General features: G+C 55.4%; 22 protein-coding genes and 1 tRNA gene. 6 read left to right on the plus strand and 17 right to left on the minus strand.

The annotated features are described in order from the left end of the window. Positions 1 to 104: 104 nt before the first annotated feature. Positions 105 to 1301, plus strand: a complete 1197-nt coding sequence (locus QZ377_RS02930; protein WP_291439377.1) for an MFS transporter — start codon at positions 105 to 107, stop codon at positions 1299 to 1301. A 105-nt stretch (positions 1302 to 1406) separates the two neighbouring features. On the opposite strand, the gene QZ377_RS02935 is transcribed toward QZ377_RS02930, so the two are convergent. Both QZ377_RS02935 and QZ377_RS02940 read right to left on the minus strand, forming a co-directional pair. Continuing rightward, entirely contained in the window at positions 1407 to 2288 is an 882-nt protein-coding gene (locus QZ377_RS02935) for a hypothetical protein (RefSeq protein ID WP_291439380.1), read from the minus strand. A 63-nt stretch (positions 2289 to 2351) separates the two neighbouring features. Further along, positions 2352 to 2897, minus strand: a complete 546-nt coding sequence (locus QZ377_RS02940) for a V4R domain-containing protein (RefSeq protein WP_291439382.1) — start codon at positions 2895 to 2897, stop codon at positions 2352 to 2354. 941 nt (positions 2898 to 3838) lie between these two features. Here QZ377_RS02940 and QZ377_RS02945 point away from each other — a divergent pair. Beyond that, positions 3839 to 4192 carry a helix-turn-helix domain-containing protein gene (locus tag QZ377_RS02945; protein WP_081428268.1) on the plus strand — a complete coding sequence of 118 codons (354 nt, stop codon included), beginning with the start codon at positions 3839 to 3841 and terminating at the stop codon, positions 4190 to 4192. Between the two features lie 127 nt (positions 4193 to 4319). Here QZ377_RS02945 and QZ377_RS02950 read toward each other — a convergent pair whose 3' ends face one another. Then, positions 4320 to 6077: a bifunctional diguanylate cyclase/phosphodiesterase gene (locus QZ377_RS02950; protein WP_291439386.1), complete on the minus strand. Its 1758-nt coding sequence runs from the start codon at positions 6075 to 6077 to the stop codon at positions 4320 to 4322. A gap of 513 nt (positions 6078 to 6590) precedes the next feature. Here QZ377_RS02950 and QZ377_RS02955 point away from each other — a divergent pair. Further along, positions 6591 to 7544, plus strand: a complete 954-nt coding sequence (locus QZ377_RS02955) for a GGDEF domain-containing protein (protein ID WP_291439388.1) — start codon at positions 6591 to 6593, stop codon at positions 7542 to 7544. Between the two features lie 71 nt (positions 7545 to 7615). On the opposite strand, the gene bioF is transcribed toward QZ377_RS02955, so the two are convergent. The 7 genes from bioF to QZ377_RS02990 form a co-directional block, all read right to left on the minus strand. Beyond that, complete coding sequence (bioF, locus tag QZ377_RS02960) at positions 7616 to 8770, minus strand: 8-amino-7-oxononanoate synthase (protein WP_291439390.1); 1155 nt, start codon at positions 8768 to 8770, stop codon at positions 7616 to 7618. Continuing rightward, positions 8767 to 9474 carry a 6-carboxyhexanoate--CoA ligase gene (locus tag QZ377_RS02965; protein WP_291439392.1) on the minus strand — a complete coding sequence of 236 codons (708 nt, stop codon included), beginning with the start codon at positions 9472 to 9474 and terminating at the stop codon, positions 8767 to 8769. The genes bioF and QZ377_RS02965 overlap by 4 nt, the downstream gene beginning before the upstream one ends. 133 nt (positions 9475 to 9607) lie before the next feature. Further along, positions 9608 to 10246, minus strand: coding sequence for an ATP-binding cassette domain-containing protein (locus tag QZ377_RS02970; protein ID WP_291439394.1), 639 nt, complete (start codon positions 10244 to 10246; stop codon positions 9608 to 9610). Beyond that, on the minus strand, positions 10243 to 11016 hold the full coding sequence (locus QZ377_RS02975; RefSeq protein WP_291439396.1) for an ABC transporter permease subunit: 774 nt from the start codon (positions 11014 to 11016) through the stop codon (positions 10243 to 10245). The genes QZ377_RS02970 and QZ377_RS02975 overlap by 4 nt, the downstream gene beginning before the upstream one ends. Beyond that, positions 11009 to 12022: a hypothetical protein gene (locus QZ377_RS02980; protein ID WP_291439398.1), complete on the minus strand. Its 1014-nt coding sequence runs from the start codon at positions 12020 to 12022 to the stop codon at positions 11009 to 11011. Before QZ377_RS02980 ends, QZ377_RS02975 begins: the two co-directional genes overlap by 8 nt. Continuing rightward, entirely contained in the window at positions 12019 to 13104 is a 1086-nt protein-coding gene (locus tag QZ377_RS02985) for a class I SAM-dependent methyltransferase (RefSeq protein WP_291439400.1), read from the minus strand. The genes QZ377_RS02980 and QZ377_RS02985 overlap by 4 nt, the downstream gene beginning before the upstream one ends. 2 nt (positions 13105 to 13106) lie before the next feature. Beyond that, positions 13107 to 15170 (minus strand): TonB-dependent receptor, encoded by a 2064-nt coding sequence (locus tag QZ377_RS02990; protein ID WP_291439402.1) that lies wholly within the window; start codon positions 15168 to 15170, stop codon positions 13107 to 13109. A gap of 212 nt (positions 15171 to 15382) precedes the next feature. On the opposite strand from QZ377_RS02990, the gene QZ377_RS02995 reads away from it, so the two are divergent. Continuing rightward, entirely contained in the window at positions 15383 to 16312 is a 930-nt protein-coding gene (locus QZ377_RS02995) for an AraC family transcriptional regulator (protein WP_291439404.1), read from the plus strand. 517 nt (positions 16313 to 16829) lie between these two features. Here the strand turns inward: QZ377_RS02995 and mazF are convergent. Both mazF and QZ377_RS03005 read right to left on the minus strand, forming a co-directional pair. Then, on the minus strand, positions 16830 to 17171 hold the full coding sequence (gene mazF / locus QZ377_RS03000) for an endoribonuclease MazF (RefSeq protein WP_291439406.1): 342 nt from the start codon (positions 17169 to 17171) through the stop codon (positions 16830 to 16832). Next, the gene (locus QZ377_RS03005) at positions 17165 to 17416 is read right to left on the minus strand and encodes an AbrB/MazE/SpoVT family DNA-binding domain-containing protein (protein ID WP_291439408.1); all 252 of its coding nucleotides are present in this window, start codon (positions 17414 to 17416) and stop codon (positions 17165 to 17167) included. The genes mazF and QZ377_RS03005 overlap by 7 nt, the downstream gene beginning before the upstream one ends. Before the next feature lie 197 nt (positions 17417 to 17613). Here QZ377_RS03005 and QZ377_RS03010 point away from each other — a divergent pair, with 197 nt between their 5' ends. Together QZ377_RS03010 and QZ377_RS03015 are read left to right on the plus strand one after the other, a co-directional pair. Beyond that, positions 17614 to 18531 carry a hypothetical protein gene (locus tag QZ377_RS03010; protein ID WP_291439410.1) on the plus strand — a complete coding sequence of 306 codons (918 nt, stop codon included), beginning with the start codon at positions 17614 to 17616 and terminating at the stop codon, positions 18529 to 18531. Positions 18532 to 18928: 397 nt separating this feature from the next. Then, complete coding sequence (locus QZ377_RS03015; protein WP_291439412.1) at positions 18929 to 19690, plus strand: putative phage abortive infection protein; 762 nt, start codon at positions 18929 to 18931, stop codon at positions 19688 to 19690. A 153-nt stretch (positions 19691 to 19843) separates the two neighbouring features. Here the strand turns inward: QZ377_RS03015 and QZ377_RS03020 are convergent, their stop codons facing one another. From QZ377_RS03020 to QZ377_RS03040, 5 genes are all read right to left on the minus strand, one after another. Continuing rightward, positions 19844 to 20080, minus strand: coding sequence for a recombinase family protein (locus QZ377_RS03020; protein WP_365854046.1), 237 nt, complete (start codon positions 20078 to 20080; stop codon positions 19844 to 19846). Positions 20081 to 20261: 181 nt separating this feature from the next. Further along, a tRNA-Ser gene (locus QZ377_RS03025) sits at positions 20262 to 20355 on the minus strand. Between the two features lie 233 nt (positions 20356 to 20588). Next, the gene (locus tag QZ377_RS03030; RefSeq protein WP_291439414.1) at positions 20589 to 21407 is read right to left on the minus strand and encodes a tetratricopeptide repeat protein; all 819 of its coding nucleotides are present in this window, start codon (positions 21405 to 21407) and stop codon (positions 20589 to 20591) included. Next, a complete protein-coding gene (locus QZ377_RS03035; protein WP_291439415.1) occupies positions 21401 to 22141 on the minus strand; it encodes a nicotinate-nicotinamide nucleotide adenylyltransferase in 741 nt (246 codons plus the stop codon). The genes QZ377_RS03030 and QZ377_RS03035 overlap by 7 nt, the downstream gene beginning before the upstream one ends. After that, positions 22141 to 23412 (minus strand): glutamate-5-semialdehyde dehydrogenase, encoded by a 1272-nt coding sequence (locus QZ377_RS03040; RefSeq protein ID WP_291439416.1) that lies wholly within the window; start codon positions 23410 to 23412, stop codon positions 22141 to 22143. The genes QZ377_RS03035 and QZ377_RS03040 overlap by 1 nt, the downstream gene beginning before the upstream one ends. Between the last annotated feature and the right edge of the window lie 96 nt (positions 23413 to 23508).

Raw genomic sequence — 23508 nt, forward strand, 5'->3', positions numbered from 1 at the left:
TTCATTGGCATAATCGCTAAATTAAATCAAAAAGAAAAATGGCATAGTGGCCCTCTGATCCTGAGTATCCAGATCAGTAATTCACACGCAGTATTGAGGGTTTCATGAGTGTTAAAAAAACGCCCGAAGCAAGACGGCAGGTCATGCTTGCTGTGGGTATTTTATGTATTGCCACGTGTTTGCGGGCTCCTTTTACGAGCATGGGGCCGTTGCTGGAAATTGTGCAGAAAGCGCTTCATCTCAGCACCGCGGCAACGGGCCTTGTCAATGCGCTGCCGCTGCTGGCATTCGCAACAGTATCTCCACTGGCTCCGGCCATAAGCAGAAAGATCGGGCTTGAGCGGGCGCTGGGCCTGGCTCTTTTTTTGATAGGCGGCGGAACTGTCCTGCGCTCTCTGGGGCATGGCTGGAGCCTGTACGCGGGAACGATCTTGATCGGCTGCGGCATAGCCGTAGGCAACGTTCTGCTGCCAAGCCTTGTGAAGCGGGATTTCCCCGGCTCCATTGCCAGGCTTACGGCACTATACGCATTAACTATGGGTATAAGCGCGGCATTGGGGTCCGCTCTGGTGGTTCCGCTGGCGCAGTCTTTCGGTTGGGGGTGGGAGTTCGCCGCCGGCTCCCTGCTTTTGCTGCCTCTGGGGGCCGGGGTGGTGTGGTTGCCGCAACTGGCTGCGCGCAACTGCGGCGCGGGCAAAATCCAGGAAGAGCCGCGCGGCGCCCCCTTGTGGAAATCCGCCCTGGCGTGGCAGGTGACGCTGTTTTTCGGTCTGACTTCATTGACGTACTATATCTGCGTAAGCTGGTTGCCTGCCTTGCTCATCAGCGCCGGATTCACAGACGCCGAGGCCGGAAACATTCATGGCGTGATGCAACTGGCCTCAGCGGCTCCGGGGCTGTTGCTTATTCCGGTTGTCGGCCGGATGAAAGACCAGCGGCTCATCGCGGCGGCCGTTGCGGGCGTCGCCGCTTTGGGCGCAGCCGGGCTGGCGGCGTTGCCGGGCCTGGCGCTCATATGGGGAAGCTGCATAGGCTTTGGCGCAGGGGCGGCGATTATTCTCGGGCTCATGTTTATCGGCTTGCGGACCAATAATACCTTTCAGGCGGCAGCCTTGTCGGGCATGTCCCAAAGTATGGGCTATCTGCTTGCGTCTTGCGGCCCCATAGGTGCCGGGGCGGTGTATGACATGACGCAAAGCTGGGCGGCGGTGTTTTATGGCTGCGCCGTTCTCTGCATCCTTTTGGGGCTGATCGGGCTGGGCGCTGGACGCGATATGCGTATCGGCGAAAAAAAGCAGTAACGCCAGGCAGGAGCAGGGTTCTCTTCCGGGCGGCTTGTGGCCACCCGGAAGAGGACCGGTTTATGCGGCAAGGGCTGTATGCGGCAGCGGCTCAAACGCAGCGGCTCAGATGTCGAACCACTGTTCGCTTTCAGCGCTGTCCTGATAGTTGTCGAGGTGCTCGCGCAGGCGTGAGGAGCCGCAGGACGATATATCTCTCCATCTGAGCCGCTGCTCGGGGCTGCTCCAGTCAAGCTCATAGGCGAAGTGCATGCGCACCGCCAGGTGTTCTGTATGTGCTGCGGGCAGGAAACCCACTTTTTTGCTGAGAAAAATATAGGGAACATCGGTAGGTGGCGGGCTGTCGGGGATCATGTAAAGCAGCAGGTCAGGCTTGCCGGAAAAGTTTTTCAGCTCCGGCTCCAGCGGCATGAGGGCGCACGCGCCGCGTGCGGAGAGATTCAGTATCTGCGTGTCTGCGATGGGCATATGACTGTGCCGCTGCAGCAGGGCTTTAAGATCGCACACAAGCTGGGGCAGATGGACCATGCGCATCACGCCCGAAGCGCGGCAATACCGGCTGCGCCACATGATTCTTTTATCGCGCCGCATGCGGCGCACAAAGCACCTGTTGCACAGGCGCAGGTGTACCTGGCTGATTTCTTCTCTGGCGTTTTTTTTGACCCCCATTACCCGTCCTGCCCCCCTGTAGCCGAGGCGCTCCACAACCACGGCTCCGTTTCTGGTGTCCAGGCAGAAAAAGAATTCGCACGTATTTACCTGCATTCTGCACCGGCGGGGCAGCACCTCCCTGTCAAGGACCACAAAAACAGCTTCGCGCCCGGTAACGGAGCGCAGGCGACCGTACAGAATCATGTCTTTCGGGCGTCCCTTCCAGAAAAGGCAGCAGGCCACTTTCACGAGGGTTTTTTGACTTTGGGCCGCAGCAAAGGCTTTATGGTTGTGCGCATTCCAGATGCAGCTTGTATCACCAGAAAGTACGTTCATTGGGGGGCTGATGGTGGGGTTGCAGGGTCGGGCGCGCGTGCCGCGCTTCGGTGGGCGCCGTGGCTAACCATCCCGCAGGGGGGCTGCGTGCTCTTCAGTCAGTTGCACAACAAAGCGGCATGTCCTGTCGCCGGTACACCAGCAGTCCACCTCTTTTGCGGTAAATCGCCGTCCCGTGAAGGAGCTGAACAGGCCCGCCACAAAGCCTTCGTCGTAGGTGCAGATAACATGGTCGCACTCGGGCAGGCCGGAGCAGTCCACATCTTCTGAAACGGTGATGCAAAAGGTGTTTGTAGAGAGATCGCTTGATTCTATACGAAGTATGCCGATCTTTTTTTCAAGCAGAAGGTCATGCAGGGCCGCCACAAAATCATCAAACTGCGTGTATCCGCGCAGATAGTTCTCTACAACATTTTCACCGGCAAGAAATCCGGCCCGGTAGAGAATCTTTTCTGACTCTTCAGTGCCGTAGCTTTCTTCCAGCACGTCACGCATGGTATACAGAAAAAGCCTGTACGCTTCGATGCTGACGGAGTTGCCGAGGTTGGGCCGCCCTTGCTGGATATCGCCGATAAAGTCCCAACTGAAAACATAGCGACGTGATTTCATGCTGCTTCCAACTTTGTTCAGAGTTGTTGTATGAGCCTGGGGCGCCGGATTTCCGGCTCTGATAATATGTTTTCAATTTATTCAGGTATCGGTGCAAGTTGTCAATTTAATCATATATCAGAATATACGTGTTGCGCATGGTAGTTGCAGAGGGCTTAAATGTTGCTGATGCGTGGCAGTGTGGTAATGTTATGCTGGAGTTATTGTTTGCCGGTGCAGTGCATAGTAGAGTTTGCTGCCCGGGCGATATTGATATCATGATTTTATGGTAAATGGTGAACATGGCATGCACCCGGGGCATCGCCTGTGGAACTGCCTTGTTCGTGAACGCCCCGTATTTTTTTATCCAGCTTAACAGTAATAATTAAGGTCAATGGTATGACAGGTTCTGTTTCGGCACAGGGCAGTAGCGTTAATATGTGCTCTTGTATGTATGCATTGCTTTGTTATAGATATATTTATTTCAATATCGAATGACAAAACTTATTGACGCGCTCCAGTACGTGACAGTAGTGTGGCGCACAGAGGCACAGCAAGGCTTTTTGTTTTATATAGCATGGTCTATTTGATGTGCCTGATAACGGTTTTTATGCCGTTTTTGCGTTGATGATTAACGCAAATGTGAATATTTATAATGTTGTATATGTCTTTTTGTTTGTCGCAGTCAGCCAATGACATGCTGACATACGCTTTGCCGTAACCTCCTTCCTCTTGGAGATGTTCCACTTTTTTTAATGATGGTCCCTAGTGGGACTCCAGGCTTGTTGCGGTAGCAGGGCCGCTCCCTGGAGTATGACGCCCTGCTGACTTTCATTCTCTGAATGTAATCATACGACTACAAAAGGCCCCGCCTAATGGGGGAGGTGCTTATGCACGTCTGGCGGAAGCCTTGGAAGAAGCAATTATTCATGTTGTGCCGCAGGCATAAGATCAGGAGCAAGATGATGGATAATAATTTTTTTGACTACTCCCTCGCCATGGAACGAATAAAATCGGTTACCGGCTGCAAGACCCAGCAGGAACTGGCAAAATTTTTGGGTGTTTCACAATCCTGCATTTCAGACGCCAAAAAACGTATGGCTATCCCAGCGGAATGGCTGTTAAAACTGCTGAAAAAAGAAAACATCAATCCGGACTGGGTGCGCAGCGGCATGGGGTCGCAATATCTGTATCCCAGTGAGGCTGGTGGCGATATTTTGCAGGGCAGGGTTGAGGGGCTGTCTTCTGGCTGTCTTATGCAGGAGTTTTTTTACGCTCTTGTCAGAAGGGCCATAGACGGCAACAAGCTCACATAGCTGATGTTCTGAATTGATGAGGCTTGCCTGATCTGCGCGCCCGGGGCAACGGCGCACGATGGGGCTGCCAAGCGGTCCCCGGCCAGGATGTTCCTGGCCGGGGCGTTTTTGTCTGCGCGCGCAGGCATCAGAGCGGCGACACCCTGGTTGCACGGCGGTTTTTGGGCATGCCTGTGCTGTCGGTTTTTCCGGGCGAAACCCGTCCCACGCGCAGCAGGTTTTTAAACTGGTCTGCGGGCATGGGCCGCGCGTAGTAGAAGCCCTGGGCATTATAGCAGCCGTGCTGCATGAGGATATTGGCCTGCTCCCTTGTTTCGACACCTTCGCAGATGGCGCTCATACCAAGCTGCCGCGTCAGTTCTATCATGCTGCCAAGCACGATCTGCGCCCTTTTGCCAGCGAGGTTCCGCTTTACAAAGCTTCTGTCAAACTTGATGACGTCGGCAGTGAAAAGTTGCAGCAGGCCAAGCGATGAGTAGCCGGAACCAAAGTCGTCAATGCTCGTCCTGAAGCCCAGGTCGCGAAGGCGCTTTATCTGTATATTGGCCGCATCGGGATTTTGCAGCATGGTACTTTCCGTGATTTCCACTTCAAGCAGCTCGTGGGGTACGGAATGTCGCGAGGCGATTTCTACCAGACGGCGGCAGAATTCCGGGCGCTCAAAGTGCTGGCTTGAAAAATTGCACGATACGGTGCTTGTCATGATGCCGTCGCGTTCCCATTGATGTATGGTTTTGCAGACCTGTTCGAAGATGTAAAAATCCACACGCAGTACATCGCCGCTGTGCTCAAAAAGGGGCATGAATTTTCCCGGCAGCAGCAGACCGTGCGTCGGGTGATACCAGCGTGCGAGGGCTTCACTGCCGATGACGGAATTGGAGAGCATGTTCACCTTGGGCTGAAACCATACTTTCAGCTCTTCCCGCTCCAGAGCCGTAGTGATGCTGTCTTTGAGGTCCTGATGGAGCAGGGACGTCTTGCGCATGCTTTCATCATAGAGCACCATTTTGCTTTTTCCGCGTTTTTTCGACTCTTGCAACGCATAGCCCGCCAGATCCATAGCCTGCTGGATGTCATTGTGGGGGTGCGCATATCTGTCGATGATATATACCCCGCAGCGCAGCTCAATCCTGGTGGACATGCCGTTTCCGGCACGCCATTGCTCAATGGTATTGATAATGCTGTAAATGCGTTCTTTCAGAGAGTGCAGGTCGTCATAGCGAAGAAAGGCGGTAAACTGGTCTGCAAAGCTTCTGGCGCAGCACTCTGTGTCCGACAGGGCGGAGTGGAGCGCCTCGCCGCACAGGCACAACAGGCTGTCCCCTTCTGTAAAGCCGAATTTGTCATTGATGATTTTGAACTTGCTGATATCAAACTGCACAATCGCATGTGAATGGCCGTCTTTTTGTTTGAGGTGCGCGACGCATTCGTTTTTGAAGCTGTGCAGAGTATGCAGCCCGGTAAGGACGTCACAGTTCTGCAGGTTTGAGAGTTTCTTTTTTTTATGGGATGCGAGGCCCTGGTAGCCGAGGGCGGCAAGTAGCGTCACCGCCAGCAGGATAGCGGGTCTGTGCTGATGAAGTAGAGACGGCTCGTCCCGATTCGCTGTTTCGTCTGCCGGGTCGGAGCCAGGCCTTGCCGTGGCTTCTTCTGCTGTGCCTGAAGCCGTGGCGCTGTTGTCGCCAGCCATGCCCTGATGAAGGCCAACGGCGTCGGCATGTTGCGGGATGTGGGCGGTGTCGGCATGGGAAAACGGGGCAGTCTGCCGCCCCTGCGGGGGGGACAGTTCCACCTGGCGTGCAAAGGCGCTGTTGTCAAACGGCCGTGTTGACGGCAGCGTGAAGAGGATGCCCAAAAAGAAGATGGTTGATGCGATCCGGCTCATGAAGCGCCTCGTGCTGTCCTGGGGTCAATTACTGTGCGCCCGTCAATCGGGCCTGCGGCTTGGGCGGAGGGGATTTTCCATAAACTGGAAGCGTTCTTGCAAGGATGATTTGCGCCGGCACAGGACACAGTATGGCATTGAGTTTGCGGAGCATGTAATCAGGTTTTTGTTTTTCTTTTTGCAAAGAAAAGCCAAAATAATTTAAATGTAAATTGTTTTCATGGTTCGATAAAATCTTTCTGAAATATCGAATGTAATAAATTATTGTTTGGCGTGGGGAGAGTGTTTATATAATACACTTACCATTATTTCGCGCACACCGGCCTGCCGGGTGGCTCAAGCGCCCCGGCGCGCGTCCGGGCAGGCTGCTGCCGGATATTGCGGAAACGCCCTGTTGTACCCGGAGATTTTTGCAGGGCCGCTGCCGCATATGTCCAGAAACCAGGGGCATCCGGACTCTTCTGCAATGATCGGCGTGAAATACAGTATGGCAGATCCGCAAGGTGGTGTAGTATGGCCGAAAATGGAAAGAGCGCTTTTGTTGGCCGCGACGGAAAGTCGTCGATAGAGGATGTGATACAGTATGTGCATGCGGTTTTGAGCCGCAGAGCGATCGAGCGCGATGAAATTCCTGAAAACATCCGCCATGCGGGCGGTATGGAACAGCTTTGCGCGTTGCTTTGGGGCATACGCCACATGACGGATGCCCTGGGCAGGGGCGAATTGACCTACAACTGTAATGAAAGAGGGTATGTTATAGGTTCGCTCAAGGCATTGCAGGCCAATCTGCGTCATCTGACGTGGCAGGCCCGCTGTATCGCCAAAGGGGAGTACCAGCACCGCGCAAATTTTCTTGGCGATTTTTCCACCGCTTTCAACACAATGGTTGAAGAGCTGGATAAAAGCGTGTCCAAGCTCACCCGTCTTTCCACCAGATATAAAGAAATGTCCTGCCGTGACTCCCTGACAGGCCTGCTGAACCGCCGCGCTTTTATCAGCCGGGCCATGGATATGCTGAAAAACCCGCCGGACCAGGGGCAGGCCGCCATTATCATGGCCGATATCGACTACTTTAAAAAAATCAACGACACATGGGGGCATGCCTGTGGCGATGCAGTATTGCGCCACATGGCCCAGATATTTCTTTCGCAGTTGCGCGAGGATGACCTGTGCTGCCGATACGGTGGGGAGGAGTTCATCCTGCTTTTACCCGGCATGGGTTTGCAGCCGGGGTACAGCGTGGCGGAGCGGTTGCGGCGGCATATCTGTGCGGAGCCGCTGGCGTACGAGGGGCATGGCATTGTCATCACGGTCAGCCTGGGGGTGAGTTGCATCGACCTCAACGGGCCTCTGCCGGACAATGCTTCTGTTTTTGAGATGACGGTGAAAGAGGCGGACGCCTGCCTGTACCGGGCCAAAAAGACCGGCAGAAACCGTGTTGTTTGCAGTGAGATGCATCAGGCCTGATTTTCGGGCAACGCGTGCCTGAAGCGCCGATGATTGCGGCGGCTTGCCCGCTGACGTCTGAAGCGGGATTTTTACACGCCTGCCAGCGCCTTTCGCAGGCTGACCGCAGCATGATCCAGGTCGTCGCGGGTGTGGGAGGCCATGACAGTCAGGCGCAGCCGCGCCTGACCCCGCGGCACTGTGGGATAACGGATGCAGGGCGCAAAAACCCCCAGAGCCAGCAGGGCCTCCGCGGCACGCACGGCCTTTTCTTCTTCACCGGCCATGATGGGGATGATGGGGCTTTGGCCCGGCACGTTCATGCCCTGTTCTGCCAGGCTGCCGGTAAAATAGGCCACGTTGTCCTGAAGGCGGCGCACCAGTTCGGGGTGCGCGGCAATATGTTCAAGGCCCGCAGTGGCGGCGGCAACGGCGGCAGGCGAGGGGGCCGTAGTGAAAATAAAGGGCCGCGCCGTATTCCTGAGCAGTTCGCAAAGATGTTCACTGCCGCAGACAAAACCGCCTTCGCTGGGAATAGCCTTGCTGAGGGTACCCGTGATAACCGGCACGTCCTCATGGCTGAGGCCGAAGTGTTCCAGCGTGCCGCGTCCCGTAGCGCCCAGCACACCAGTGGCATGGGCGTCATCCACCATAAGCGTCAGGCCATAACTGCGGGCAATGTCGGCCAGTTCCGGCAGTCGCGCCAGATCGCCATCCATGCTGAATACGCCGTCGGTAATGATAAAGCCCTGCCTGGGGCGCAGTTGCCGGATTTTTTCCAGCAGGTCGTCCAGATCGTTGTGGGCGTAAACAGCGGTACACCCCCGCGCCAGACGGCAGCCGTCAATGATGCTGGCATGGTTGAGCGCATCGCTGAAGATGACCGTATCCTTGTGGCACAGGGCGCTGATAACACCCACATTGGCCGTATAGCCGCTGGTAAAGGCCAGGGCGGACTTGCTGCCCTTGAACGCCGAGAGGGCCGATTCAAGCTGCATGTGCGGCGTCATGTTGCCCGTAACCAGGCGTGACCCGCCGGATCCGGTGCCGAATTCTTCCAGTGCGCGCACAGCACTGCGGCGGATCTGCGCGTTAACGCCGAGGCCCAGGTAGCTGTTGGAAGAAAAGAGCAGCACACGCTGGCCGTCGATGACGACTTCCCTGTCCTGCGGTGTGGAAAGCGTGCGCAGGCGCCGGTACAGGTGCGCGGCCCTGATGGCTTCAAGCCGGGCGGAAAAATCGTTCACAGGTGCTCCATAAGAACCATGACGGGCTGGTTTTCAAGATAGTCCATACACTGCCCGACCTCGGCCTGTTGCCCCCTGAAAAGAAAAATGCGCCCGCCCATCTGCTGTCCGGCCTGCTTTATGTGATGGATGCGCACGTAGCCTCTGCGCTGTGAGGCAAAGTAACCCGTCGTATAGTCCGGATCGTCAGAAATGCACAGCTCGCCGATAATCTGGGAGCAGTGGGCGACCTTGCTGGCAAGGCAAAGGGCCTCCCTGAAATGATTTTTGCCTTCCCCGCGATTGCCCGTGTAATCCATGCACGTCGCCCGCACACCCCGTTGCGGATCAGGCTCCAGACGTTCCATGCTGGTCACGTCCAGAAGCACAGCTCCACGCATGGGCTGGCGCAAGCCATACAGCAGGTCGAGTACCGGGGTCGGGTTAAGAACCATGCCCCGCAGTTCTTCGGTCAGCACCCGTCGGGCCTCATGCTGGTCGCACACGCGCGGCTCATGCACGGGCAGGGCCGGAATGCGCACAAGGGGTCGTGTTATGGGGCGAACGGTAACGGTAACCGCCTCGGCCGGACCGTTGGGATGCTCCATGCCCCGGCGGGTCAGGGCATCCATGGCCTGGGCCATATCGTGGCGCTCCACGATGCGCTCCGCTCCTGAAATATGCCGCGAGCCGCTTTCAGCGCGCATTTTTATACTGTACAGCATGTTCCCTTTATCCTTTACGGCTGCCATTGCGCGGCACCCCGCCTGCCGCCGGTGCGGCAGCCCCGGAGTTTTTCGGCTGGTCCGCTTTGCGGCACAGTCTAGCAGGCCCCTTGCCGGACATCCAGCGGCCGGGTCAGGGCAGGTTGCGCTGCCCGGCGACCAGCGTGCCGTGTTCGAGGCGAAAATGTGCGTCGGCGTGGCGCAGGATGTCCTGTTCGTGGTGCGCCACCTGTACCACAGCCATAGCGGTCTGGGCATGACCGGCATGCATCAGGTCTTCAATGAGTTTTTTCATGTCGTCGCGCAGGGGGCCGTCCAGCCCTGTGAACGGCTCGTCCAGAACAAGCAGGTCAGGCCGTACCGCCAGCGCGCGCGCCAGGGAAACGCGCTGGCGCATGCCGCCGGACAGCTCCTGGGGGAGCAGGTCTGCGGCGGCGGACAGACCAACGGTTTCCAGCAGGTCAAGGGCGTTGCGGCGCGCTTGCGGGGACCGCGACTCGCAAGGCAGCAGGACGTTTTGCAGGGCCGTGCGCCAGGGCAGGAGACGCGGCTCCTGAAAAACAAAGCCCACCCGGTGGGCTGCAAGCGTTGCAATCCCTTCCTGCGGGCGCAGCAGCCCGGTCATGATGCGGATCAGGGTGGATTTGCCCGTTCCGCTGGGGCCGGTGAGCACAGCGCAACTGCCGGGCATAAGGGTAAAATCAACACCGCGCAGCACCGCGTGCGCGCCGAAACGGTGTCCCACGCCGCACAGCGTGACTACAGGATTCATGATCTTGCTCCGCAATGCAGTTTTTTACGCAGGCAGCGCAGAAATGTGGCTTCAATGACGCTGACCAGCAGCATGCTGACCAGGGCTACGGCGTACAGTTTGGGCGTATCCAGATCGGCCCTTGCCAGAGCCAGCATGTAACCCAGCCCCTGCGAAGCCCCGAGGGTTTCACCCAGAATGGCAACGCGCATGCCGCCGCCAAGGGCCACCACGCATGCCGAAAACAGCGGTGCGGCAACCGCGGGCAGATACAGTTCTGTAAGCCGTTTGCGCAGGCTGATCCTGTAGGCGCGGGCCATTTCGCACAGCGCCGGGTCAACCGCGCGCAGGCCTTCCTGAAGCGCCATGTAAATGGTCGGGATGCTGGTCAGGGCCACAATCAGGATGATCATGGCCGAACCGACGCCGCACCAGAGCATGGCCAGGATGACCAGAACCACGCCGGGTACACTGGACAGGACCCAGCGAAAGGGCAGGAGCATAAATCCGGCTGCGGGGCAGATGCCGGCGGCCCAGCCCAGTGCGCCTCCCACCACAAGCCCCAGGCCGAAGCCGGACAGCACTCGTCCCAGAGTGGGCAGCATGCCCTGTGTCCAGAAGGCCGGATGCGCGGCCATATCCATCAGCGCCCGCCATGTCTCCACAGGCGATGCCAGGGCCAGGCTTCCGGCATGGGCGGAGGCCCATTGCCACGCGCCCAGAAAGCACAGGCAGCCTGCCAGACGCCAGCGAAAGGCGGCAGAGTTTTTTGCCGTTCGGGTATTATTCATCGTGACCCATATCCCAGAAATCGTCCGCGGGCAGGACGCCGCCCACTGAAGACGGCGAAAGCTCATACACTTGCTGTAGTACGAACAACACGGCCTTTTTCCCTCTTTCGCCTGTGAGCAATGCTGCGGAGCGCAGCAGGGCAGCGCCTCCGTCCGGCACACGTTCACGGATTACGTTGAATTCCGTATGACGTTCGGCTGCTGCGGCAAGGACGCTTTCCGGCGCATCGGCCATCTGGCGCATCCCCTGCGCAAAGCTTTGGCGCAGCAGCGCGCGTAAAGCCGGATCGTGCGCAGCAGGCCCCACTGCCACAAGGCAGGCTGCGGCCATGTCCGGATGTTCGGGAAAGGCGGCGGCCCAGATGTCGCGCAGGTCAAGCAGCTGGACGAATTCTCCTCCGGCTGTGGCCAGGGAGGCAGAAGGCTCGGGCAGGAGCGCCACGCTGCCCTGCCCGAGACGCAGCAGGTTGAGGGCTTCCATGGCGCTGCCGCAGTGGCGGGGCGTGCAGCCAATGCCTGTTTGCGCGGCCAGCATGCGCAAGGCAAGCTCCGGCATGTTGCCGGGGCCGAATGGTAAAAGCACCGCGCTTTCAAGCAGCCGCCGAAAGGTATCCGCGGGCGGTTCGCCGTCACGCGCCAGATGGGCCGGGCCGACCAGCCACAGGGGGGCGGCGTAGGCCGCCAACACCGTGCACGGCACGCCGCGCCGGGCCAGCACGGCCGCTGTGGGCAGGGCGGTTACTGCCGCGTCTGTCTGCCCGTTCGCCACGAGGGCGCGCAATTGCTCCGGCGAACGCCAGAAGGTAAATTTCGCCGTTGCCCCGGCCTTGCGGAACGCTTCGCTCTCGCCGGCGTGCAGCAGAGGCAGGGCCTGCGGCACAAAGGGCGCTGCCAGCCGCAAGACCGGCAGACCGGCCGGAGCCGCCCCTTCCACTGAAGAGGCGGCATGGGTGGGGTATCCCAGTGCAAGGAGCAGCAGCGCGGGCAGCATCATCATGAGCTTCATGTGTTGTCTCCCGCGTCTTGTCCGCAAGACTTCTGAAATACTTCCATATGGGCTTCTCCAAAAAGCATGGGTATGGGCTGCGTACTGATGCGCTCCAGCCCGGCGGCGGTGGCGGCGGCAGCCATCTGCCCGTGCGCCAGGGAAACATCCTGACCTTCCATGGCCAGAGAAAGCCGCGAAAGCACAAGCTCCGCCGGGGCGATTCCTTCCTGCACCCCTTCATGAACGCTGACGAACATGCCGCCGGGGCGCAAGGCCCGGTGGACTTTTTTTATGAAGGCATGCAGGTCATTGGCGTAATAAAGGCTTTGGCAGGCCCATACGAGGTCGTACCCAAGGCCAAGATCGCACTCGTTGAAATCACCAGGCTTCAGACACACGCGCTCGCACAGGCCCAGGCTTTTCGCTTCGGCCCGGGCCATGTCCAGCACAGGGGCAAAATCACAAAGCGTCACATGCAGCCCCGGCAGCATGTCTGCCGCGTACAGGGCCGTGATTCCCGGCCCGCATCCCAGGTCCAGCATGGAGGTAAACCGCGCCGCGCCGGGAAGAGCCGCGATCAGCCGCGCCAGGCTGTTTGCCGCGCCGGCCTTCTGGTATGCGGCCAATCCCGCCATTGAACGCTTCCAGTGGGCCTCGCCGCGCAGGTCGATGCGGGGGCTTTGTCTGCTTTCCGCAGGTGCAGGAACCTCGTCAAAGAGACGCTGGCGCAGGCTGGAAAGGTTGCGGTGCTGCATTCCGGTCAGCGAGGCGATCAGGTCGCCAAGATATGCCGGAGATCCCTTGCGCAGATAGTCTCCCGCAAAAGGGCTGTTGGCGTACCTGCCGCCATTTTTGAGGGCAAGCCCGGCCGCAGCCATCGCATCCATAAGGCTTGTCAGCCGGGCGGTATCCGCCGTTTTGCCGCAATGCTCCTGTAACGAGGCGGCAATGTCGGGCAGGCTGTGCTTGCTGTCAAGAATGTCCGGCAGTTCCAGTTCCAGGGCCAGGCTGAGCAACGCCATGCGCACCGGAGCCACAAGCCAGTCCGACAGAGCCGCAAACGGCAGCACTGCCGTTGGAGTCACGCTGTGTGCTGTCATGGCTAGAACCTCCAGCCCACGCTGACGCCAAACGTCATGGGAGCGCCGTCTTCCACAATGGTCTGGCCTGCGGCAACCAGTTTTTTGGTGGCATAGCGGGCGTCCAGAACGTTTTTGCCCCATACCGAAACATCCCAGTTATCGCCGTGGTAGCCGATCTGGGCGTTTATGGTCTGATAGCCCGAATCGCTGAGTGTGTTTTCTGCATCAAAATACTGTTTTCCGGCTCCGAACAGGTCCACCTGGGCGAACAGCCCGGTTTCATGCGTATAGCCCACGCCCACATTATAGGTCAGCTCCGGCGCCCAGGGCAGGCGCTTGCCGCTGAAATCCTTTTTAACGCCGTTAACCGTGGTGGTCCAGTCGTCTACAATCGCGCGGGCGTAGCCCACGCCGCCCCGCAGTTCCAGGCCGGGCAGCGGGTAAGCCTTTATCTCCGCTTCCAGCCCTGACGAGTGCGCCTGGGCAGAGTTGGTGAACTTCCACGTGCCTACGCCGCCGGAGGGGTCTTCTTCCCGCACCTGTTTGTCGCGGATGGAGGAATAAAAAGCAGTGATATTGGCCATAAGCCTGTCATCCAGCCAGTGGGTTTTCAGCCCCAGCTCATAGTTGGTGCTGTACTCCGGATCATAATAGAAGTTGTTGCGGTTGTTGGCTGAAAAGACGTTGAACCCGCCGGGCAGATAGCCCTGTGACCAGGAAATGTACGGAGTGATATTGTCTGTGGCGTCCCACGAAAGCGAGGCCATGGGCAGCAGTTCAGTGTAGGAGACATCCTTGGTGTAGTGCCGCCGCGAGGCCATGGTGCGGTAGGTCTGCTCGCCGTTCAGCCGCGTATGTTCGGCGCGCAGGCCCAGGGTCAGTCGCAGTCCTTCAACGATGGACCATGTGCTCTGGCCGAAGAGAGCTCCCGTATCGCTGGTATAGTCCGTATGAAGGTAGGACCGGGCCACGGCGCGCTGCATGAGGCGATTCATGTCTGTTTCTGTTCTTGACGAGCCGAGGTATGTTCCGGTCACCCATGAGAGACGTGATTTGCCCACAGAGGCCAGCCGCAGTTCCTGCGTAAAGCCGCGCTGATTGATCTGCATGTCTGAAACCCCGGTAGGCAGTGGGGTTCTGTCTATGTCGCTCTTCATTTCATAGTTGTATGCCGTATAGCTGGAAATGGACGTGAGCTTGACAGCATCGCCCATATAGCTGGCGATCAGCGCGGGCAAGGTAAAGTTTGCGGAAGACGAATCCGCGGCGTCTGAACGTACTTCCCACCTGTTGGAGCGGTAGGGGCCGGTGTCGAGCCGCATGGTTCCCACGCCATCTTCCTGGCGCGAAGCGTCCAGCGAGAAGCGCAGGTCCAGTCTGTCTGTGGGGGTCAGGCGCAACATGCCTCTGCCGGAGGTGGATTCGTGCCGCGCGGCGCGGGTGCTGTCTTTATACAGATTGTCCACATATCCATCGCTTTGGTGGCGTAAAAAGCTGCCGGAAAAATAGGCCCTGTCTTCAAGAAGGGGCGCGGAGGCGGCAGCCCCCAGACGGTAGGTATTGTAGGTGCCGGCATCGGTAAAAATGTGCGCCCGAACCTGGTCGCCCGGCACGCGGCGCGTCAGGTTGACCACGCCGGATTCACTGTTCTGACCGAAAAGGGTTCCCTGCGGGCCGCGCAAGACCTCCACCTTGTCTATGTCCAGCAGGTAGAGGTTCTGCATGTAGGAAATGGGGTAGGGGATCTCGTCCACATACAGGCCGGCCGGTGATTGCAGGGCCGTATCCCAGGTGGAAAATCCACGGATGACAATTTCATTGCCCGAACTGGTGCTTTTCATGTGCACGTTGGGAAAAAGCCGGGTGGCATCCTTCAGGGTGTGGGCAGCGGCATTTTCCAGGTCAAGATCGGTGGCGGTGGATATGCTTGTGGCAATATCCTTGACTTTTTGCTCACGCTTGGTGGCGGTAACCGTTACGGCGTCCAGTGTGTAGTCCGGGGCCGCAGGGCCTGGTTTTGCCGTTGCCGCCGTGACGCTCAGGCACAGCCCGAGGGCTGCGAGGCTCAGGGAAAGGTAGCGCATGTTCGTCCTGCCTGTTGTTGAAATTGAATGTTCTTTTCAGTACACTCCATTGAACAGAAGGACTAACCCCGTAGGGGCCAAAAACTGCCCCCGGCGGGGATAGGCTTGTATTATCAGTGCGGCCCGTGAGCGTACGCCGGGGCCGGGAGGAAGCGTGAACAACAATCTCCAGCGCAACGCCCAAAGTGAGCGCCCTTTTTTCACCGCATGCCATGCACCGTAATCCAGATATGGCGGCCTTTGCCGCTTCCAATGTGTACAAGATGGCAGGAACCAGCCCCCTGATGCTCAAACCGGGGCTGGCGTTGCAGTTCGCCCGTGTGCCTGCGGCCGTTCGCTGCCGGACGGAATTTGTCATTGACTCTTCACCCGTGATCTTCGGCTTTATGCTTGCGGGGCTGAACTGCTGCCGTTACGCACAGGGGGCTCTCAGCCGTACCCAGTGCGTGCACACAAGTGGCAGCAACCGCATTACGTATCTGCCTGAAACAAGCGGCGTTCTGGACTGCAAGGGCGGTATGCAGCGTTTGAGCATTCTGGCCGCGCCGGAATTTCTGGAAGACTATATGGAGTTGGAACGGGCAAAGCTGCCGAGGGGATTGGCGGGCGCCATTGGAGGTAAAAATACGGCTTTTCAATGGGTCGGGCGGCAATGCCCCCTCAAAATGCGTCTTGTGGCGGATGTGCTGGGGGCCGCATATGCCGGGCCGTTGCGCAGGCTGCACCTGGAAGCCCGAGCGCTTGAACTGATCGGCCTGCAACTCGCGGAGTACCTGTCGCCTGAGTCTGCCCCCACGACGCCCAGGCTTGCAGCTTCGGACGTGAGCCGCATCAGGGATGCCAGAGAACTGCTGCTTCAGGATATGGAAAACCCACCATCCATAATGCAACTGGCAAAGCTGGCCGGGATAAATGAAAAAAAGCTGAAATTCGGCTTTAAGCAGATTTTCGGCATGCCGGTTTTTGAATATTTCAGAAATTACCGTCTTGAAATGGCCCGTGAGTTGCTGGCTTCAGGCACGATGAACGTCACAGAGGCAGGCATGCATATCGGGTATCAGAGTCTGAGCCATTTCAGCGCGGCGTTTCGCAAGAAGTTCGGCGTTACGCCCAGAGAATTTCAGGCTTCGGGCAGGCAGTAAGTCCGCATTGTGATCCAATCAGAGAATGCCTTGGGGCGCAACGCGATATGCGTGGGATTATTTTTAGAATACGGCAAGACACGCATAGATTTTCGGTCTCTTGTTGTATGCGGTGTTCATTTATGACCACGAATATGGCGATGGCTTTTTCTCGGCCTGATGGCAGGCCGAGAAGGTGATCAATAGCACCAACCATTGCTATGGTCGGATATTTTTGTGCCAGCGGCCCATAAATCGAACCACAAGCCGCAGGCCATAAAAAACAGGCTGTCATGCAAAAAGCATAACAGCCTGTTTTAACATCATATGGCGGAGAGGGTGGGAGACTAAGCCTCTCTCAACTATCCCTTAAAATACATGCTATTAGTTGATTTAATTTTTTAGAGGGATAAATTAGAGATAATAGTCCTAAGTTTTCCTTGTCTCTATGTACTCTTTCGCTTTTCTTTCAAAAACATCCAAGCATTTCAAACAAAATCTGTTCACAGTGAGCTTTCCAGTTCGAATCCCACTAGTATTACCATGTCACCAGTGGTAAAAATCTTGCTAAGACTTCCCGCGCAAAATCATGTCCGACAGTTCCTTTCAAAGCTGCTTGCCGCGCTTTCCAATCCAGACTTCTCATCTGGTCGCAAAGTGCAACGCCTGTAGTCTTACACCCGGCAGGAAGCGCCAGTTCAAAAGGGTAGCCCTTGCTTTGATTAGTGACAGGCACAACCAAGCATAGCCCTGTACGGCTGTTATATGCTTTTGGTGACAGAACGATAGCAGGTCGGTGTCCAGCTTGTTCATGACCCGCTTGAAGGTCAAAATTCAACCAGACAATATCCCCGGCATCAGGAATATATGCTGCTACCATGCTTCCTTGCCTTGCGCTTTACCCCAATCAAATTCGCCATGAAGATTGTCAGGCGTGACCCCAGCAAGGAGTTCATCAAGCGTGAATTTCTTAGGCATCGAGGGAATTTTCACCCTAAAGCCGTCATTTTCAATTTCCAACTCAACATCAACACCACGCTCGATAGCCAATTCATTGACCAGAGCTTGGGGGAGCCGAATCGCAAGGGAATTACCCCATTGTGATACTTTCGTTTGATTTTGCATGTTTCTATCCTCTGTATATCCAGAAGATATCCATAAAAGAGAAGGATGGCAAGAGGGACAAAAAATATGTTTAATTCTTTCAATTTATATCGAAAAAATGTTCCATTCATCAGTGATTGTATAGTTACGCCTAGCTTGCTATAATGATGCAAAATATTCTTTAATTTTTCCAGTCAGTTTCTTCTGAGGAGGAGCCTATGCAAGGTGGATTGCTTAGCCAAGATATCCCGCATTGTCCACATCCTGAAGGGTTTAAACTTATATATAAACAGGCTGGATATATAAAAAGTGGCGAAATTGATGCGGAATATTTTGCAATTTCACTTGCAGGATTTTGTAATTACCACAAACTCGTCGCAAAAGAGTTTTTAAAAACTGACTTGCGGATAAATGTCACAGGGTTTCGCCCTGGGTCATTTGAAGCATTAGTTGATTTCCTCTCTCAACGGGAGGTTGTTGCAACTGGCATTGCTGCTACACTTTTGCAATTTTTCGGGCTTGATGCTCGAACAATTCTCAAGTTGCCTGTTGTATTTCTAAAATGGATATCAGAAAAATTAATTAGCAAACGCGGAGACTATGACGCTGTAATAAAGGAAATTGAAGAAGCTAAGCTGGATGATGATACAAAGAAAGTAATAATAGACCTGATTGTTAATAAAAAATCGAAGATTCATCTTGATGATATGACTTCTGTTCTAGAAAAAGAAGAAATTAATGAATTTCAAATTCGTGATGAAGAAGTCGAGCAAGTGTCAATTAAAAAGGAAGATAGAAAATATTTTTCGTTTTTTGAAGATGAAAATGAAGAAATTCTATCTATAGATGAATACTATGCAAGTCTTCATGTTGTTTATAACTCCCCGTATAGAACGCGTTGGAGATTTTCTCACATTAATCGTAAGGGGGCACAAAAAGAATTTTGGGCTGAAATACTTGTTCCGGAATTTATAAATGGGATGAAGGACAAAACCATTGAAGAAATCGGAAGTATTGAATTCACTGCAAAAATTGTCGAAAGGAAAGTTAAGAAGATTGGTGGTATCCGTCCTCGTACCGATATATCAATAGTTGCAATTAGCCCTGCACACGCGCAGCCTAATCTTTTAATTTGACAGGAAAAGCTGTGAGATGCTTTAATTTCTCATTTATTTTTTTTAAGAACGTTATCAAAAAAATTTTTGATATTGTCTTACATCCAGCTTTTTTATTTTCTACTCTTTCATTAGTTATTTTTTTACTTGGAAAATGTACGGCGAAGGATTTTTGAAATTATCAGATGATGCGTCACGCGGTGACGCATCTGGTTCACTAAATACACTTTTTTCTGGCCTTGCCTTTGCGGGTGTTATTGTTGCTATAATCCTTCAAGGTAGAGAACTTAAATCTCAAAGATTGGAGCTTAGCCTTACACGTAAAGAATTCACTATGCAAAATAATACCGGTCGGCGTGTGAGGTTTGAAAATACATTCTTTAATATGCTTACTGCTCATAGATAAATAGCAAAAACATTGATTTATGAAGATGAAGAATGGACATACGCCTTTAAGAAGGCCGCAAAAGCAATTGAGGCTGATAAGTTCCAATTCAATTTATACAAGTTTCAAACAGAAAAAGATATTAATGAGACCCTTGAAGCACGCCTGACAACTATCAGAGATAGGTATGAAAAAGATAAAAACATATATGTATTCGATAGCTATTTTAGATATTTTTATAGAATAATAAAGTTTGTTCATGATGCTGATTTGCAAGACATTGACCCCGAAACGGAAGGAAAAGAGTCTGCATTTGATGTTTTTACAAAAAAATCTAATTATATAGATATCCTCAGGGCGCAACTAAGTGCATATGAGCTTGTTCTTTTATTTTATAACTCATTAGCTTGTAATTGCTGGAAAATGAAATACTACGCTATGCTGTATAGTATTTTTGATACGTTGCGAGTGGAGTTGCTTCCATCGCTATTAGATATTTTTCTATACGACAAGTATGCTTTTGATTTGATTCGACTAGCAGCTATTGGAGAAAAAACTGAAGAAGACATTTGCAAAGAATTTGAACTAATAAATGTTCCGGCTACTCAAGAAGTGGCTGTAACTTGCTCTACCTGCCAACAGAATTTCAGCAGATTTTATAAAAAATGGAAAGATGACGGAATTTACTTAGACAATAATTATGAAGAAATGTTGATAAAATATTCAATATTTTCGCGGGATACCTATCGAACTATTCAAATAAAGCTGGCAGCACTACGTTTGCAGCAAGTGTAAATTGTATTCAAAAATATTTCTGCAAATTTTGCACAGAGCAAAGATGCCAACTCCCACGTCCCGTTGGTGTAGGGATATTAAGCGCGTTCAACCGTTCAGCCATAGCCCTCTGCGATAATCCCTCCGACTTGAAGCCAAGAATAATCGGCTTCATCATTTCTGCAAAGTCTTTTGCCTTCTGAACTCGGCAGCATTGTCTATGGCAAGATTGGGATTGCCAAGTTTAATCCTTTGTGCCTTACGAGCGACAAGGGCGGCTTTTGTCCGTTGAGATATCAGTTCCCTTTCCAGTTCAGCAGCCATGCCGAAAGCATTGAACAAAATCTTTGTTGTGGAATCGCTTTTCTCGCCATTGGTTCGAATGCCTTGTTTGATGATGTGGATATCTATTTTTTCTGTTCAAGGTCGTAGAGGATATTTTGTAATTCCCGGTAGGGATAAATTAGGGATAATTTGGGGGGAAATGCGGAAAAAGAGGGATAATCAGGGATAAAAGCAGGGAGGGATAATGGCGGTATTTCATGAAAAAATCCCTTGAAATAGTAGATTTCAAGGGATTTCACTGACTTAATGGCGGAGAGGGTGGGATTCGAACCCACGTGCCCCGGTTAAGGGACAACTCGATTTCGAGTCGAGCGCGTTACGGCCAGCTTCGCTACCTCTCCGCAGGTCTGGGCATGGGCCCCGTGACCGAAGGCAGTGTATAGCGCATCTTGCTCTGAATGGCAATGGGCGTGCCTGATGCTGCATGGCAGTTTTTCAGGCTGTCTGCCGATTGCGCCGAGCTGCGCCCAGGTGATGGACGCCTGGAGGCAGCTGCAAGGTGGCTGCCATCTTGATGAAAGAAATCTGCCACCTGATGCATGGAATCTTCGGGGATTGCGGCAGAAGCGTCGCGTTACCGGCGCTCCAGCGCCGCGAGAACTTCCAAAGCGTCCGGCTGGCCCGGATCTTCCTGTAGGGCTCGAAAGGCCATGTCTTCCGCAGCTTGCCGTTTGCGCCATGCCAAGTACAGCGCTGCCATTTTGCCGTAGGTTGAGGGATGGCCGCCAAAGGTGCGCAGCACGGCCTTATAGATACTTTCGGCCTTTTCGTATTCGCGCAGTTCCATCCACGCAGCCACGGCCCCTGTGTAGGCGGCAGGCTCTCTTGGCTGGATGGCAATGGCTTCTTCATACATTTCCGCAGCTTCTTGATACAGGCCCGCAGCGGAAAAAATCTGTCCAACCTGTACGCGTATGCCTTCTTCCTGGCTGAATTCTTCAACAACGCGTTTTAAAAAGGCCCGGCCTTTGGCGGTCTGGCCTTCGCGCACGAATTGCAGGCCTGTTTCAATGAGGTGTTTTTTACGCTCCATCCGTGCCGCAAGTTCAGCCTGCACGCAGTTTTCTGCCTCTTTTTGCAAAATCCGTCCCAGGCCGTCCAGCACAGTAGCCAGGGCGGCTTCTTTGCCCTGCTGAAAGGGAATGCCTCTGGGCTTGCCCGTATGTTCCGGGTCCAGCAAGGGCTGCATGGTCTGATGATGGATAAGGACGGCCAGGAATTCGCTGATCTGGATGTCCAGCTCGGCCCTGGCGGAGCGCAGCATTCGGACTTCGGCCATGCGCCGCAGGGCTTCGCTCATGGCCAGCAGGGAGCGTTCCACTTCGTCCCGCCGCAAGTAGCCTACAGCGCGGGCAATGTTTTCGCGTATATCCTTGGGGGCAGTTGTCAGCATGGGCTTCCTGCCTGTTGCCAGTGTGTCCGTACGGTTTCTTCGCTTTCACGCAGAATCTCAAAGGCTGCCCGGGGCAGCAGAAAGTCCACTCTTCGGTGTGCCAGCCACAAAGCGCGCAGGCGCGATGCGCTTACATCAAGCCACGGCAAGGGCAGAAAATGCGCCATGCCTCCACCCGGCAAGGCCATGCAGGGGCCATCGCCCACCAGCGGCTCACACTCTTCGGCCTCGGGCCACAGGCGGGTGGCGGTGGCTGCCATGTCCCTGCCGTCCTGACCGTCCCGAGGCACGACAACAAAGTGGCACAGGCCGGGTAGCTCCAGGCCCCTGTGCCAGGTGGGCAGCAGGGCAAAGTCCGGGCTGCCGAGTATGAAGTAAAGCTCTGTATCCGGGGCTGCCTCACGGTAGGCGAGCAGGGTGTCCCAGGTATAGGACGGCCCCCGGCGTTGGCCTTCAAGCCTGTTACAGCGCAGAAAGGGCAGGTCCACTATGCTGGCTTCCAGCATCCGGGCACGCAGGTCAAAGGGCAGCATGCCGGTCATGGCTTTGTGCGGCGGCACCGCGCAGGGAACCAGGTCAACACCGTCAGTCAGGGATGACAGTGCCTCGGCGGCCTCAATGGCCAGCCGTAGGTGTCCCACGTGGGGCGGATTGAAGCTGCCCCCCAGGATGGCCCGTCCCGTGCGCGGGGTTGCAGGTTCTGCCGCGGGCCGCAGAGCGCGCCGTATGGTCACTACTGTCGCACCTGCCCTTGCCCCATCACCACAAACTTGGTGGTGGTCAGTTCTTCAACGCCCATGGCCCCGTAAGCGTGCAGTTTGGATGTGGATATGCCGATTTCCGCGCCCAGACCGAGCTGCCCGCCGTCGTTGAAGCGGCTGGATGCGTTGACCGCCACCATGGAGGCATCGGCTTCGCGCAGGAAGCGCATGGCCTTGGCGTAGTCATTGGTGCAGATGATTTCTGTATGGTTGGACCCGTAGCGGGCGATGTGGTCCAGCGCTTCATCCATATTGCCCACCACGCGAACTGCGAGAACAAGATCATGAAATTCCTGGCCAAGGTCTTCGGCCTGCTGGGGAACAACGCGGCCTTGCGAGGCCTTGTTCATAAGGGGCAGGGCAGTGGCGTCAGCCCGGAACTCCACGCCCGCCGCGCCGAGTTTTTCCGCCACCAGGGGCAGAAAGGCCGGGGCTGCATCCTTGTGTACGAGCAGGCATTCCAGGGCGTTGCATACACCGGGACGCTGCACCTTGCCGTTGAAAACAATGTCCAGCGCGCGCTCAAGGTCGGCGTCCGGCTCGATATAGGCGTGGCACACTCCCTTGAAGTGCTTGAGCACGGGCATGGTGGCGGCTTCGGTAACCGCGCGTACAAGCCCTTCGCCCCCACGGGGGATTATCACATCAATATACTGGTCAAGCTTGCACAGGGCGTTTACAGCTTCATGCCCCGGAACCGTCACAAGCTGCGCCGCAGAAGCTGGCAGCCCGGCCTGGACCATGGCTTCCTGCAGGGCTTGAGCCAGGGCTGTGTTGGAATGTATGGCCTCACTGCCGCCACGCAGAATAACAGCATTGCCCGCCTTGATGCACAGGATGGCCGCATCAATGGTCACATTGGGGCGGGCCTCATAAACCATGGCGATTACACCAAGCGGTACGCGCATCTTGCCTACCAGCAGGCCGTTGGGCCGTTGCCACTGGCTTTCGGTGGCACCTACTGGGTCGGGCAGGTTGGCCACATGGGCGCAGGCGGCGCGCATTTCTTCCATAATGGCTGGTGTCAGCGCAAGGCGGTCCAGCCGTGCCGTATCCTGCCCAGCGGCCCGGGCGGCTTCGATATCGCGGGCGTTGGCGGCCAGAATTTCCGGTTCGCGCTGATGCAGCAGTTGCGCCAGCCCCAGCAGGGCCTGATTTTTGGCTTCGGGCGTGGCCCTGGTCATGGCCCGTGCCGCATTCTTTGCCTGCGCGCCAAGACGCGCCATTTCTTTAGCCGGCGTCATGCAAGCTCCTTGTGGCAGCGGCCATGAGCGCGCCTTTGCGGCTTTGGCCGGGGGATATTTGTTTTGACAGATGGACGTTTTATGGCCTATGAAGAA

Origin of the sequence: Desulfovibrio sp., assembly GCF_019424165.1 — a bacterium.
Taxonomy (GTDB): Bacteria; Desulfobacterota; Desulfovibrionia; order Desulfovibrionales; family Desulfovibrionaceae; genus Desulfovibrio.